This window comes from Muricoccus vinaceus (genome assembly GCF_042433125.1).
In the GTDB taxonomy this organism is placed as follows: domain Bacteria; phylum Pseudomonadota; class Alphaproteobacteria; order Acetobacterales; family Acetobacteraceae; genus Roseomonas; species Roseomonas vinacea.
Genome location: NZ_JBHLVZ010000044.1, coordinates 1 through 13,131, shown reverse-complemented (window position 1 = coordinate 13,131; position 13,131 = coordinate 1). Strand labels below are relative to the sequence as shown.

The 13,131-nt window shown below is 67.1% G+C and carries 14 protein-coding genes and 1 pseudogene; 10 read left to right on the top strand and 5 right to left on the bottom strand.

Going from position 1 to position 13,131, the window contains the following annotated elements:
- Window positions 1-122: 122 nt before the first annotated feature.
- The 4 genes and pseudogenes from ACFFIC_RS16340 to ACFFIC_RS16325 form a co-directional block, all read right to left on the bottom strand.
- A pseudogene (locus tag ACFFIC_RS16340) lies at window positions 123-925 on the bottom strand (IS5 family transposase).
- Window positions 926-1,624: 699 nt separating this feature from the next.
- Window positions 1,625-2,053, bottom strand: coding sequence for a TadE/TadG family type IV pilus assembly protein (locus ACFFIC_RS16335; protein ID WP_377052235.1), 429 nt, complete (start codon window positions 2,051-2,053; stop codon window positions 1,625-1,627).
- A complete protein-coding gene (locus tag ACFFIC_RS16330) occupies window positions 2,031-2,429 on the bottom strand; it encodes a TadE family protein (RefSeq protein ID WP_377052233.1) in 399 nt (132 codons plus the stop codon). Before ACFFIC_RS16330 ends, ACFFIC_RS16335 begins: the two co-directional genes overlap by 23 nt.
- 5 nt (window positions 2,430-2,434) lie before the next feature.
- Window positions 2,435-3,715, bottom strand: a complete 1,281-nt coding sequence (locus ACFFIC_RS16325) for a pilus assembly protein TadG-related protein (RefSeq protein ID WP_377052231.1) — start codon at window positions 3,713-3,715, stop codon at window positions 2,435-2,437.
- A 256-nt stretch (window positions 3,716-3,971) separates the two neighbouring features.
- Between ACFFIC_RS16325 and ACFFIC_RS16320 the strand changes: the two genes are divergently transcribed.
- The 10 genes from ACFFIC_RS16320 to ACFFIC_RS16275 all read left to right on the top strand — a co-directional run bounded on the left by ACFFIC_RS16320 (window position 3,972) and on the right by ACFFIC_RS16275 (window position 12,701).
- Window positions 3,972-4,172, top strand: coding sequence for a hypothetical protein (locus tag ACFFIC_RS16320; protein ID WP_377052229.1), 201 nt, complete (start codon window positions 3,972-3,974; stop codon window positions 4,170-4,172).
- A gap of 61 nt (window positions 4,173-4,233) precedes the next feature.
- Window positions 4,234-4,737, top strand: coding sequence for a prepilin peptidase (locus tag ACFFIC_RS16315; protein ID WP_377052227.1), 504 nt, complete (start codon window positions 4,234-4,236; stop codon window positions 4,735-4,737).
- Between the two features lie 15 nt (window positions 4,738-4,752).
- On the top strand, window positions 4,753-5,616 hold the full coding sequence (gene cpaB / locus ACFFIC_RS16310; RefSeq protein WP_377052225.1) for a Flp pilus assembly protein CpaB: 864 nt from the start codon (window positions 4,753-4,755) through the stop codon (window positions 5,614-5,616).
- Complete coding sequence (locus ACFFIC_RS16305; protein WP_377052223.1) at window positions 5,613-7,157, top strand: type II and III secretion system protein family protein; 1,545 nt, start codon at window positions 5,613-5,615, stop codon at window positions 7,155-7,157. The genes cpaB and ACFFIC_RS16305 overlap by 4 nt, the downstream gene beginning before the upstream one ends.
- A 5-nt stretch (window positions 7,158-7,162) precedes the next feature.
- Window positions 7,163-7,489 (top strand): hypothetical protein, encoded by a 327-nt coding sequence (locus tag ACFFIC_RS16300; protein WP_377052221.1) that lies wholly within the window; start codon window positions 7,163-7,165, stop codon window positions 7,487-7,489.
- On the top strand, window positions 7,479-8,720 hold the full coding sequence (locus ACFFIC_RS16295) for an AAA family ATPase (protein ID WP_377052219.1): 1,242 nt from the start codon (window positions 7,479-7,481) through the stop codon (window positions 8,718-8,720). Before ACFFIC_RS16300 ends, ACFFIC_RS16295 begins: the two co-directional genes overlap by 11 nt.
- On the top strand, window positions 8,717-10,063 hold the full coding sequence (locus ACFFIC_RS16290) for a CpaF family protein (RefSeq protein ID WP_377052217.1): 1,347 nt from the start codon (window positions 8,717-8,719) through the stop codon (window positions 10,061-10,063). Before ACFFIC_RS16295 ends, ACFFIC_RS16290 begins: the two co-directional genes overlap by 4 nt.
- Window positions 10,064-10,322: 259 nt before the next feature.
- Complete coding sequence (locus tag ACFFIC_RS16285; protein WP_377052215.1) at window positions 10,323-11,027, top strand: type II secretion system F family protein; 705 nt, start codon at window positions 10,323-10,325, stop codon at window positions 11,025-11,027.
- A gap of 4 nt (window positions 11,028-11,031) precedes the next feature.
- Window positions 11,032-11,982 carry a type II secretion system F family protein gene (locus ACFFIC_RS16280; RefSeq protein ID WP_377052213.1) on the top strand — a complete coding sequence of 317 codons (951 nt, stop codon included), beginning with the start codon at window positions 11,032-11,034 and terminating at the stop codon, window positions 11,980-11,982.
- The gene (locus ACFFIC_RS16275; protein ID WP_377052211.1) at window positions 11,982-12,701 is read left to right on the top strand and encodes a tetratricopeptide repeat protein; all 720 of its coding nucleotides are present in this window, start codon (window positions 11,982-11,984) and stop codon (window positions 12,699-12,701) included. Before ACFFIC_RS16280 ends, ACFFIC_RS16275 begins: the two co-directional genes overlap by 1 nt.
- A 111-nt stretch (window positions 12,702-12,812) precedes the next feature.
- Here ACFFIC_RS16275 and ACFFIC_RS16270 read toward each other — a convergent pair.
- A partial coding sequence (locus ACFFIC_RS16270) for a transposase (RefSeq protein WP_377052209.1) occupies window positions 12,813-13,131 on the bottom strand: 319 nt, incomplete at its 5' end.

The following is a 13,131-nucleotide window of genomic DNA, read 5'->3' as shown; positions in this document are numbered from 1 at the left end:
GCCGCCTGAGCCGTGGCCACCTCAAGCCCAAATGCAATTTCCACCACGTTGACGGACGCTACCGCGACCTCGCCAAGGTTCATCAGCGCAGCGGAGGCAAGAACATCGACTAACAGCGCCTTTCAAAACTGCTCCTGAAGCGCGTTGAGGCAGATGAGGGAGCAGGCGAGCGCGGTCAGAGCGTGGTGGATGTCGAGCCTGCGTTCGTAGCGGATGGCCAGGCGGCGGAAGCGGTTGATCCAGGTGAATGTGCGCTCGATGACCCAGCGGTGCTTGCCCAGCCTCTGGCTGCTCTCGATGCCGCGACGCGCGATCCGGTGCCTGATGCCGCGACGAAGGCAGGCGCGGCGGCAGCGGCGATGATCGTAGGCCTTGTCGGCGTGCAACTTGTCCGGCCTGCGGCGGGGTCGCCCAGGTTTCCCTGCAACAGGTGGCACGGCGTCGAGCAGGTCCTCGAAGGGCCTGCTGTCATGCGTGTTGGCGCCGCTCAGCAGGAAGGCGAGCGGGGTGCCGCGTCGGTCGGTGACGAGGTGCCGCTTGGTGCCCGCCTTACCGCAGTCCGTCGGGTTCGGCCCGGTTCCGGCCCCCCCTTTTTGGCTGCGATGGACGCGCTGTCCACGCAGGCACGGGTCCAGTCGATACGGTCGGCTTGGCGCAGGCGCCGCAGCATCTCCCGGTGCAGTCGGTCCCACACACCAGCGCCCTGCCAGTCCCGTAGCCGCCGCCAGCAGGTGACGTCGGATCCGCAGCCCATCTCCCGCGGCAGCATCTCCCACGGAATGCCGGAGCGCAGCACGAAGAGGATGCCGCTCAAGACGGCACGGGGCGGTACAACCGGCCGTCCGCCCTTCGGTTTAGGCCGCTCGGGCGGCAACAGCGGCTCAATGACCAACCAGAGTTCATCTGAAATCAGGGGCTTCGCCATGCCCTTCAGTTCGGCGCAGCCCTACCGCTTTTCAGGTTTTGAAAGGCGCTTTAAGCCCGCGCCCTCTCTGCCCCAAAGCATTCGACGACGGACATGCACGCCTAACCACGGCGAGGTTGCTTCGTTCTCCACGTCTTCCTCCACCGCCTTCACGAGACACCCTCATGGCCAACCTCCCTCCCCTTCCGCCCGCCGGCCGTGCTCCTCAGGGCGGCAATGGCAACCAGGGCGGCGTGAGCAAGGGCACGCAGAGCGGTCGCAGCCAAGGGGATCGCTGAGCAATGCTGCGCCAGCGCTCTGCACATACACCGGTAGGGATCTGACAGATGGTCAAGCGTCGCAAGCAGGAAGAGATCGCCGGGTGCTGGAGTTCGCGGGGACCTCCGCTGAGGACCCGACGTTCAAGCGCTGGGTTGCGGAGCACCGCTCCGCAACTCAAGGTAGTAGTAGAAACACCCTTTTACTCAAGTTGACCCGATGGAGAACACTCAAGCCAGTTTGAGCTTGGTCAGTACGATGGACCGGGGCTTCTCCGGCGGCGAGTAGGGCGGCGCAGGCCAGCCGAGCAGCGGCTGCATTGAGGCGCCCAGCACGATTGCGCAGCAAGCCACCCCAACACCTCTGCCCTGCTAGCCGGTTCACGGCGGTCGCCTCAGGAAAAGATCGGACCCAACGGCTGAAAGGCACCCAAACAGACTCTCAATTGAAAACGCCCTGGGCTGACTCGGATAGAATTACCGTTCCCAGAGGCAGTAAGGAGAATTTGAAACCGAAGGGCTGACTGACTGTGACAGTGACCAACGTCACTGCCCCTTCCGTCCTGCATCCGGACATCGTGACGGTCAGCGTCGACGCGGAGAGGAATGGCGCCCCAAAATCCAGACCCGTCAGAGAGCCTGAAAGACCTGCACAAGGCGCTCGCGAAGCGTTCATGTTTGCTGAGCCTTTGAGGCTTGCTACGCGCACTGCCTCACCCGACAAGCTTCGAAGGGCCTGCTGCGTGAACTCGAAACGCGCCGCCTCCATGCTACCCAGCAGCAGCGTCAGAGCCAGCCCACCGACGAGCGCAAACTCTAATGCAGTGGCGCCGCGTCTGCAGCGCAATTCAGCCCAAACGGACCGTCGCATTTCCGAGGCTCCGGTTCGTGCCGGGCAACAGCAAGGGGGTAAGTGTCCGGCTGGCCGAGATGGTCATGGTGCGGGCCTGCGGGGCAGCACAGACCGCAGCGCACGCCTGGACCGTCTCCGCGCAGAAGCAGGTAATCGTTATGTCTGCCGCCGTGAGCGCGGGCCAGGCCCGTTGCACCGTTCGCCGGATCGCCGTTTCCTCGCCAGGGGCAGCGAAGGCAAGTTGCGCACCGGCCCGAACCGCGTGCTCCAGCCTTATCCCCGTCTGCACCTGATTGCCAAGATCAAAACCGCCAAGCAACACCAGCGTCAATACAGGCATCCAGACGGCGAACTCGGCCGCCGAACTGCCCTTGCGGCCCAAGGCTTCGAGCAACCTCCTCATTCCACAAGCCTGACCGTGCGAATGGTCGGGTAAGGCGCAAAGCCCGCGCAGCCGGAGACGTCGAGGTCCGTGTCGGAGTTGCCGGAAAACGAAAGCCGGTAGGCCACTAGGGAAAGACAGGTAGACCCGATGTCACTCGTGCCGTTCATCACTACGTCAGAGGTCGGAAAGTACATCCCGCCGTTCAGCCTCAGTGTGGACCCGCCGTTCAACTGCACCTCCTTCTGAGGTCCATTGTTGGTGGCGCGCGCATCCCGGTAGAAAAGCAGCCCATCGCTCTCGGGATGACCGGGGATGAGGGGTGAGGTGGGGCCGCGCAGGTCACCTTTGGACTGGGCGTTGATCTGTATCGTGCCAACGCTGTCGGGATTGCCCGTCATGACAATCGTGACGCCATTGCCCTGAATGGTTCCGCGAACCACCAAGTCGGCATTCTTGAAATAGTAGATCCCGGGATCAAGCGTGAGCGTGTCATTTGGCCCCACCGTGACGGGGGAGCAGATGGCCTGCCCGGGGGAGATCGCGGCGGCGTTCCTGCTGAAAGTCACGGTCTGACACCCTGTCGGAGAATGCGGCGTCCAGCCCTGAAGCCCAACGAAAGGGTCGCGAATCGGGGCGGGCCGGTTTGCCATGGTGATCGGACGTTGTGTTCGTGTGTCGTCGGTCCAGACATCCCCGCCCGTGCAGTTGTTGCAACTTCCCGTCGTGACGAGCTGTGCCGCTCGCACCCTTGAGCTGCCGTTCACTGCAACGCCGTTTGGTGCGGTGGCGTTGGAGGCCAGGGCGCAGCGCCGGACGTTCAGCGTGCTGTTGCCGCCCAGTTCCAGCCCGCCCCCGAGCGCCAGCACACAGACCTCCTCGTCGGCATGCACGACGGCGACGGCGCGGCTCCGAACAACCGGCGCGGTGGAGATAAAGAGGCGCGCCAGGGTCAGGGGAATGGTGCGCCGGACCAGCACTTCGACGGCGCTCGGATTGCCGGCCTGCGTGCCGCTGAGCGGCGGGTTGTTCACGGTGACGGTGGTATCGGCAGCCTGGCGAAAGCCGTTCCGTGACACGGTGTCGTGCCCAACGGCCACGGCGTCCGCGCCACGCTCCACCGCTGCAGCCGCGGCGAGTGCGGCCATGTCCGCCGCGGTCACGGCGTTGCGCTTGACCAGGTACCAGGCGCCGGCCTCGGTCGCGAGGCCCGCAAAGCCCAGCAGCATGGTGGCGGCCCCCGCCATCAGGGCGGTGGTGCCGCCGCTCTGGCCGAGCTGGGGAACGGGTCGTCGCATGCGCCATTGTTCTACGTTTGCGGGAAACGGAGGGTAAAAATGCCACTTCGTTTCGTAAAGAAAAGTACAGATCCTTCGTGCGTTTTGTTAAGTCTCAAGAAACTAATTTGAACAAACTTTGACTGGAGCAGCCGAGGTCGGCTGCATACGCTCCGGAAGTCATCAGCAATCCGTAACGATCACTGATGGCAGGCACCTGTTCGGCAAAGCCGGTCATGCTCGACGGTAATGGTGTCTTCCAACGGCAAACACAACGATGGAACAACGCACCATGCTTCGCTCCGCTCTCCATGCTCTCCGCAGCACCAAGGCCGTTTCCGCCGCGGAATACGCGATCCTCGCGGTCGCGATCGTCGTGATGGTGGGTCTGGCCGCCAGGGAACTCTCGCCCAAGCTGCAGACAGCGTTCTCAAGCATCGGCGACAAGCTCACGACGGCCACGACAGCCACGCAATGATCGGGATCAGCGGGGCTTGGCTTCGGCCCAGCCCCCTGCCGCTGGGTTGAAGGATGCAGCGATGCACTTCACGGCACAGTTGCTTCTCAGCACTCCGCTCCTCGCCTATGCGTGCTGGCGCGACCTGTCCGCGCGGGTGATCCCGGACTCCATTTCCCTTGCCCTCGCTGGGGTCGGTCTCGCGGCACGCCTCTCGGTTGGCAGGGAAGCGGCGCTGCTGTCGCTCCTTACAGCCTTTCTCCTTTTCGGGACTCTCCTGTTCTGCGCAATGCGCGGCTGGCTCGGCGGCGGCGACGTGAAGCTCGCCGGCGCCGTCGCCCTCGGCCTGTCGCCCGCCGCGAGCTGGGACTTCACCTTTCTCACGGCCATGGCGGGCGGGCTGCTCGGCGCGGTGTATCTCGCCGGACCACTCTTCGCGCCCCGGCTCGCGGCCGCGCGCGGGGCTGGGCTCCTACCGCGGGTCGCCGCGGTGGAAGCCCGCCGCCTCCGACGCCGCGGCCCCCTTCCCTACGGCTTCGCCATCGCCGCCGGCGCCCTGGCGGTGCTCGCCGCCAATCCGCGCTGAGGGAGGCGCCGGACCATGCTGCTCCGCATTCTTGTGATGCTGTCGCTGATCATCACGGCGGCGGGGCTGGGCGCGGCCGGCATGCTGATGCTCGCCCCCTCCGCCCCGCCGCCGGCAGCCAGGGTCCAGGCCGCCGCTCCCCCGCCCCCGCCGCCCGCCCGCGCGCGGATGCTGGTGGCTGCCCGCGCGTTGCCGGCCGGCACCCTGCTGAAGGAAGACGACTTCACGATCCGCGAGGTCGCGCCGGAAAATCTGCCGGAGGGCGCCGTGCCGCCCACGGACGAAGCCCGCGCCGAGCTGCGAGGCGCGATGCTTCGCCGCTTCATGGAACCCGGCGCGCCGCTGGACCGCGCGCAGTATCTCCGCCCCCGCGACCGCGGCTTCCTTGCCGCCGTTCTGGCGCCGGGCAAGCGCGCCATCTCGATCGGCGTCGATGTGGTCACCGGCACGGCCGGGCTGATCTGGCCGGGGGACCAGGTGGACCTGATCCTGACGCAGGAACTGGGTGCCACCGACGCGCCGCTCGCCCGCCGCATCGTCGGCGAGACGATGCTGACCGATGTGCGCGTGATCGCCGTGGACCAGCAGATCACCCAAGGCGCCAGTGGCGCGGAAGCCACAGTGAACCGCGTGGCGCGCACGGTGACCCTTGAAGTTACCACCGCACAGGCTGAACGTGTCGCCGTGGGAAGCCGCCTTGGACGTGTCGCGCTGACGGTCCGCGCCATCGAGCCCGAACGGGCTCCGGTTGCCGGCGACACCTCCTCCTCCCTGTTCGGGGCGGATGTCTCTCCCGCGCTGGCGCGTGCGGGGCTGAGTCAGGGGCTGAGCATGCGGGTGATCCAGGGCGACGAATCCAAGAACGTCGTGTTCCGATGATCCGCGTTTCCGCGCTGTTGTTCTGCGCCGTCGTTGCGGCGCCGGCGGCCTGGGGCCAGCAGCCCATGCCGCGCGCCCAGGGGGCGCCGCAGCTTGCCCCCCGTCCTTCCGCCGGAACGCAGATCCCGCCCGCCGCATCGCCCGAAGCGGCGCGCGGCGGCGCGGCCACGCGATTGACCCTGGTGGCGGGCACGGGCCGGCTTCTGCCCCTTCCCGGCCCGGCCCTCACCGTGCTGGCCGCGGATCCGCGGATCGCCCGCGTGCAGCCGGCCTCCCCCACCAGCCTTTTCGTTATGGGCGTGGGCGCGGGCCGCACGACGATCATCGCCACGGCCGAGGATGGCAGCCCGGTGGCGGAATACGACGTCACGGTGCTGGCGGGCGCCCCGGCCGCGCCGCCACCGGGGCTACCCGCCGCCGAGGGTGCCGCGGCGGCGCCGGGATCGAGCCCCGCCGCGATCGAGAGCATGATCCGCCGCCTGGTGCCCGGTGCCGCGGAGGCCCGCGTCGCCGCCGCCGGCCCGCGCCTCCTCGTGCTGTCGGGCCAGGTCGCCTCCGCCGCCGATGCGCAGCGCGCCGAGGCCATGGCCCGCGCGATGGCCGGCGCGGACCGGGAGGTCGCGAACCGCCTGGTGCTGCTGGGATCGATCCAGGTGAATGTCCGCGTGCGCGTGGCGGAGATCTCGCGTCAGGTTTCGCGCGAGCTCGGCTTCAACTGGCAGGCGCTGGCGAACACCGGGGGCAATTTCCTGATCGGCTTGCGCAGCGGCGCGGTGGGTGCCGTCGCGGGCGCCCTGACCGGCGCGGCGGCCGCCGGCAGCGTGCCGCAGCGCTACGGCCTGAGCTACAACTCATCCCGCTTCGACATCAACGCGGTGATCGATGCCCTGGCCGAGGACCAGCTGATCACCATCCTGGCCGAGCCGAACCTCACGGCCCAGTCAGGCGAGGTTGCGAGCTTCCTCGCCGGCGGCGAGTTCCCCGTGCCGGTGGCGGCGAGCAGCACGAGCAACGCGATCACCATCGAGTTCAAGCCCTTCGGCATCAGCCTGGCCTTCGTGCCGACGGTGCTGTCGCCCGACCGGCTGAACCTGCGGATACGGCCCGAGGTCAGCGAGCTGACCGAGAACGGCGCCATCTCCCTGCCGCTCAGCACCGGCGTGGTGCGGATCCCCGCGCTGAACGTGCGGCGGGCCGAGACGACGGTGGAGCTCGGCAGCGGGCAGTCCTTCGCCATTGCCGGGTTGCTGTCCAGCGGCAGCACGACCGCGAACAGCGGGCTGAACGGCCTGACGGACATCCCCGTGCTGGGCGCGCTGTTCCGCTCGGACCGGTTTCGCCGGAACGAGACGGAGCTGGTGATCATCGTCACGCCCTATCTTGTTCGCCCCGTTTCCGATCCTGGGGCGCTTGTGCTGCCGACGGACGGGATCCGCCCCGCCACCGACCTCGATCGCATCCTTTACCGCCGCCAGATCGCCCGCGGGTTGCCCACGCCACTTGGTCGCAGCGCCCTCGACGCCGGCTTCATTCTGGAGTGATCCCGATGCGCGCGCCGTGGCCTTTTCCGCTCCTGCTTCTTTTGCTGCTGGTTCTGAGCGGCTGCAAAGGAGACGATTTCTCCCGCCCGGGCACCTGGCACGCGAGCCGGGCCAACGACGCCAACCTTCTGCTGATGCTATCCGATTCGCAGGATGCGCGGCAGGGTCGTGCGGCGCCCGATAGCCGCGGCCAGGCCGCGGCCGTGGCAGTAGGCCGGCTGGAATCCGGTCGTCGGTTCCCCCTTCCCGCCTCGACCCTGTCCCGCATTGCCCCGGTGAGCCCCGAGCCAGTGGCCGCCCAGCCAGCCGCGGGAGGCAGCGATGCGCGCTGACTTTCCGCGGCATGAATTCCCACGGGAGGCAGCCGATCTTTCCCGCGGCAGCCGCGTAGGCGGCGACCGTGCAGCCTTCCTCGCCTTTGTGCAGGATGAAGCCTCGGAAGCGGCCATCCGCGGGGGCCTTGCGGACTGGGGTGGTGGCGTCGCGCTGCGGCGCGGCGGCATCGCAACCGCCATCAAGGCCCTGGAACGGGAGGCGACGCCCCACGTGCTGCTCGTGGACATTGCCGGCATTGATGATCCGGTGGAGCAGCTCGAAGCCCTGGCCGGCATCTGCACGCCGGATGTCCGGGTGCTGGTGGTCGGCGACAACACGGAAATCAGCTTTTACCGCCAGCTCACCCGTGAGCTGGGCGTCGCCGAATACGCCCACAAGCCGCTGACGCGGGATGGCACGGCGCGGCTCTTCGGTCCTTTCCTCGCCGGTGGAGCAACCGAGTCCGACGCGACGCGGCGTGGTGGCCAGGTCGTCTCCGTCTGCGGTGCGCGCGGTGGCGTCGGCTCCACCACTGTCGCCGTGCACCTAGCCATGCACCTGGCGGAGGTCAGCCGCGGTCACGTTGTGCTGCTCGACATGCACCTGCGCCGCGGTACGACCGGGCTGATGTTCGGCGTGCGGCCTCCCCCTGGCCTGCGTGTTGCCCTGGAGAACCCGGAAAGGGTTGATGGACTGTTCCTGGAGCGCTGCGCGGTGCCGATCGGTGACCGGCTGAAGCTGATCGCGGCGGAGGAGCCGATGGATGCCATGCCCACGCCGTCCATCGAGGGTGTCGCCGGACTGATCGGCCTACTGCGACAGCGGTTCAACTACGTGGTGGTCGACCTGCGGATGCCGCCTGGCCCCACGGAGCGCGCCGTTCTGGCAGCTTCCCGCCTGCTGCTGACCGTCATGGCACCCGATGTCGCCAGCATCCGGGCGACCATCGCGGCCCGCAAGCTTGTGTCTGGCGGTGCGGCGCGGATGATGACGGTGCTAAACCGTGACGGCCTCACTGGCGGTCTGAAGCGCAAACATGTGATCGAGGGGCTCGGCACAGCGCCGGATGTCACCATCGCAGACCTGCCGAAGCTGCTGCCGCGAGCCGCCAATCTTGGACGCCCGGCGCTAGCGCATTCCGCCGCGCTGCGCCGCGCCCTGGCGCCCGTGACGGAGGAGATCGCCGCAGTCCATACTGCCGCCCCCCACGCCGGACTGCTGGCCCGCCTGCTCGGAGGCTCGGCATGAAAGCCTTCGGCCGGCGCGTCGAGGTGCCGGTACCGGCCTCCGCGCCGCAGCCGGCGGAGGCCGGTGGCGCAACGGTGCCACTGGCGCCTGGCGTTCCCTTGGAGGACCTGCGCACGCGCGTGATGGAGCAGGTGGACCCAATCGTCGCCTCCGAATTGTCACGCCCTGCACTCCGGGCGCAGCTGGTGTCGTTGGTCCACGACATGGCCAACAGGGAGCGCATCGGCCTTTCCGCCCGCGAGCAGGAGCGCATCGCGGAGGAGTTGGAGCACGACATGGTGGGCTACGGCCCTCTGGAACCGCTTCTCGCCGACGAAACGATCAGCGACATCATGGTCAACGGCCCAGACAACGTCTTCATCGAGCGGCGCGGCAAGCTGGTCCGCGCCAATGTGCGCTTCCGCAGCGCGCAGCAGGTGGCGACCATCGCACAGAAGATGGCAGCGACGGTCGGGCGACGCGTCGACGAGAGCAGCCCCCTGGTGGATTGCCGCCTGCTAGACGGCAGCCGCGTGAACGTGGTCTTTCCGCCCCTTGCCATCGACGGCTGCAGCATATCCATCCGCAAGTTCTCGAAAAAGAAGATCGACCTCCAGGCGATGGCCGAGGGCGGGTCGATGTCGATGGGCGTGGCGCGGGTGCTGGAGATTGCGGCCCGCTGCCGGCTGAACGTCGTCGTCTCCGGCGGCACGGGGTCGGGCAAGACCACGATGATGAATGCGATGAGCCGCTTCATCGACCATGGCGAGCGCATCGTCACGATCGAGGACGCGGCCGAGCTACAGTTGCAGCAGCCCCATATCGTCCGGCTGGAGACCCGCCCTCCGAACCTGGAGGGCAAGGGCGAGATCAACCAGCGCGACCTCATGAAGAATGCGCTCCGGATGCGGCCGGATCGCATCATCGTGGGAGAGGTGCGCGGGGCGGAGGCCTTCGACATGCTCCAGGCGATGAACACGGGCCATGACGGTTCCTACTGCACGGTCCACGCCAATACCGCGCGGGATGCCGTGGTGCGCATCGAGAACATGGTGCAAATGGGGCAGAACAACCTTCCCTCCCGCGCGATCAGGACGCAGATCGCGAGCGCGGTGGACCTGATCGTACAGGTGGAGCGCATGCGCGACGGTGGTCGCCGCGTCTCGCAGGTCGCGGAGGTCTGCGGGCTGGAGGGAGAAGTAATCACGATGAACGACGTCTTCGCCTTCGAATACCAGGGCGATGACGAGAACGGGCGCATCCGCGGCCGCTGGGTGACGCCGGGCATCCGCCCCGGCTTCTTCGACCGGCTGGAGTATTTCGGCCTGGGCGATGCCTGGCTGCGCGCCGTAGGGCAAGGCTGAGATGCGGCGCGAGTTGCTGTCCGTCGTTTTGCTCGGTCTTCTGATTCTTTGCCTTCTGCTAGGCGCGGTGGTCCTGCGGCAATCTGGGGATGGCAATGCGCTGCGGCAGCGGCTGCGCAGCCTTTCCGGCCCAGCGGCGGACACCCCCTCCGCGCTTCCGCTCCGTTCCATTCGCGTGGAGCGGAACCGGCACGGCCGACTCCCCACAAAACTTCTTTCCCTGGTGCGTTTCGACCCTGACGTGCCACAGGCTCGTTCCTTGCCTCGGTTCCTGGTCGCCGTGCTGGCGGTAGCAGGCGGCATGCTCTGCTTTTCCATGATGGCCGGCTTGGTCGGAACGCTCCTGGCGGCATGCGGTGGATTGGCGGCATCCATGCTTTGCGCCCGCTTCCTGTTCGGTTGGCAGCACGCCCGCTATTCCGATGCCGTGTTCCAACAGATCCCGGATGCGTTGGGGCTGATGGTGCGTGCGATCCGCGCTGGGCTGCCGCTGGCCGAGGCATTGCGCGGCGTCGGGCGCGAGATTTCCTCCCCTACACGAGAGGAGTTCGCCCGCGTCGCCGGCGAGATGGCGATCGGGCGTCCCGTTGAGGAAGCGCTGGCCGGTCTGGCGTCCCGCACCGGCGTGAAGGAGTATGCCTTTCTGGCGGTCACGCTCGGCCTGCAGTCGCAGACCGGCGGCAGCTTGGCCGAGACGCTCGACAACCTCGCCGACCTCGTCCGCAAGCGCGTCGCCATGGCCAAGCGTGCCCGCGCCCTGGCGGCGGAGGCAAACATGCAGGCGGGCTTGCTGGTGGTCCTGCCCTTCGTCGCCGCGCTGGCCATGTCGGTCATCCAGCCTTTTTACTTCGAAACCTTCACGCAGGACCCGACGGGGCGGACCATGGCGGGTGTAGGCCTGTTCATGATGTTCCTGGGCCTCCTGACCATCCGCTGGCTGATTCGCCAGGCCGGAAAGGGCTGAGCCGGTGACAACAGCCAATATGCTGCTGACGATTTCAGCGATCGGGGCTGCCGTCTTTCTGGCGATGCTGGCGGCACTGCTCCTGGGCCGCGCGGCAGAGGACCGTGATCTGTCGGTGCATCTGAGGCGGGTCGTGCGGGAAGCGCAGCCAGGTCTGGCAAAGCCGCCCAGCTTGCACTTAGGTCAGACCGTCCTCAGCCCGGTCATGTGGCTCGGCGGGGTTCTACGCAACTCCGCCTTCGTTTCGGAGAAGGACGCTGCGGAATTGCAGCGCTCGGCCGCCGCGGCCGGCCTCGATCCGCGCGCCGCGGTGCCGATGCTGATTGGCGCCAAGGCGACCCTGTTGCTGTTCCTGCCGGCAGGCAGCCTTGTCTATGCAGGTATGAGCGACATGGAGGCGCTGCAGGGATCCATGCTCCTGGCGGTATCACTGTGGCTGGGTATCCTGCTGCCGAACTGGGCCGTCTCGCTGCTCCGTCGGCCTTTCCAGAACCGATTGCGGCTCGGTTTGCCCGATGCCTTAGATCTCCTAGTGGTAGCGGCTGAAGCGGGGCTGGGCCTGGAGACAGCGGTAGATCGCGTTGCGCGCGAGATGCAGAACTCCAACACTGGGATCGCAATCGAATTCAGCATTCTTGTGCAGGAGTTGCGCATGCTGCCGGACAGGAGCATGGCGCTGGAGCGAATGGGGGAACGAACGGGAATGGAGGGTTTCCGGCGTCTTGGCGCGACGCTGTCCCAAACGCTGCGCTACGGCACGCCTCTGGCGCAGGCGCTGCGCGTGCTTTCGGCCGAAATGCGGCAGGAGCGCATGCTTCGAATCGAGGAAAAGGCCATCCGCCTACCAGCGCTGCTGGTTGGACCGCTGATCCTCTTCATCCTGCCCGCCCTCTTCATTGCGCTGATCGGTCCGTCTGTGCTGGAGATCGGCAGGCAGTTCTCGGGAACCCCCTGATGGGCCGCTGGACTGTCCTTCTACTCATGGTGGCGGGGTGCGCGGGATCTGGATCGGGTGGTGTTGCGCAGCATGACAACGCCGCCCGCCTCCGGGTCGCAGCCGCTGCAGAGGCGTCCGGCCAGACCGATGTGGCGCTCTCCATGCTCGCTTCGGCGGCCGCTGCAGCCCCGGGCGACGCGGTCGTGCAGTCCCACCAAGCCGCCGCCCTTTTGCGTGCTGGAGAGGCAGGCAGGGCTGAAGATATCCTGACGCGGGCGTTGCGGCGCAACCCAGATGCTCGCCCACTTCTTGAGGGGCTTGGCCGAGTTCGGTTGCAGGCCGGCGCTGCCCAGGAAGCGATTGCGCTGTTCGATCGAGTGCTCTCTCGGGACCCGAACTCGGCCTCAGCATTGTCGGGACGTGGTATCGGACTGGATCTGATTGGGCAGCATACCGATGCACTTGTCAGCCATCAGGCGGCGCTTGCCCGGATGCCAGATGACGTCGGGATTGCCAATAACCTCGCGGTATCCCTCATGCTGGCCGCGCGCTTTGAGGAAGCTGAAGGAATTTTGGCTTCTCTGATCCGCAAGGGTGGCGTGCCTCCACGGGTGACATTGAACCTGGCGATGGTCCGAGTAGTCCGCGGCGACCGCGCCGGAGCGGAGACGTTGGTTGAAAGACACATAGTCGCCGAGCGCCTTCTACCTTGGTCGGAAGCGCTTAAAGCGCCTTGAGATGGCTCCATTGGTGGAGGGCTACCTGCCGGCCGCTTGGCCCTGCTGGAAGTTTATCACGTTCAGCTCAGGGGCAAGCTGTTGAGCAATCATTGCTAGAGCTTTTCCACCTTACGCGAACGCGTAGCCTGAGTTGGCGAGGTAGTTCCTGCACTCGGCCGGGCTGAAGGTGCTGAGCAAGTGCCCGATGGTGATCCAGAGTGCCTCACGGGTGCGCGCTGCGGCCTTTCGGAGCAGCGCCTTCAGCTTGGCAAAGGCCTGCTCGATGGGGTTCAGGTCGGGGGAGTAGGGCGGCAGGTAGAGCAAGCTGGCACCGGTGGCGCGGATCGCCTCACGCACACCGGTGACCTTGTGAGCGGCGAGGTTATCGAGAACCACGACGTCGCCCTTGGAGAGAGTGGGGGCGAGGAAGTGTCCGATGTAGGCGAGG

What these genes read in the sequence shown, in the direction of transcription:
- ACFFIC_RS16335 (WP_377052235.1), bottom strand. Translation starts at nt 2,053, where the DNA reads ATGCGACGGTCCGTTTGGGCTGAATTGCGCTGCAGACGCGGCGCCACT.
- ACFFIC_RS16325 (WP_377052231.1), bottom strand. Translation starts at nt 3,715, where the DNA reads ATGCGACGACCCGTTCCCCAGCTCGGCCAGAGCGGCGGCACCACCGCC.
- ACFFIC_RS16320 (WP_377052229.1), top strand. Translation starts at nt 3,972, where the DNA reads ATGGAACAACGCACCATGCTTCGCTCCGCTCTCCATGCTCTCCGCAGC.
- ACFFIC_RS16315 (WP_377052227.1), top strand. Translation starts at nt 4,234, where the DNA reads ATGCACTTCACGGCACAGTTGCTTCTCAGCACTCCGCTCCTCGCCTAT.
- cpaB (WP_377052225.1), top strand. Translation starts at nt 4,753, where the DNA reads ATGCTGCTCCGCATTCTTGTGATGCTGTCGCTGATCATCACGGCGGCG.
- ACFFIC_RS16305 (WP_377052223.1), top strand. Translation starts at nt 5,613, where the DNA reads ATGATCCGCGTTTCCGCGCTGTTGTTCTGCGCCGTCGTTGCGGCGCCG.
- ACFFIC_RS16300 (WP_377052221.1), top strand. Translation starts at nt 7,163, where the DNA reads ATGCGCGCGCCGTGGCCTTTTCCGCTCCTGCTTCTTTTGCTGCTGGTT.
- ACFFIC_RS16295 (WP_377052219.1), top strand. Translation starts at nt 7,479, where the DNA reads ATGCGCGCTGACTTTCCGCGGCATGAATTCCCACGGGAGGCAGCCGAT.
- ACFFIC_RS16290 (WP_377052217.1), top strand. Translation starts at nt 8,717, where the DNA reads ATGAAAGCCTTCGGCCGGCGCGTCGAGGTGCCGGTACCGGCCTCCGCG.
- ACFFIC_RS16275 (WP_377052211.1), top strand. Translation starts at nt 11,982, where the DNA reads ATGGGCCGCTGGACTGTCCTTCTACTCATGGTGGCGGGGTGCGCGGGA.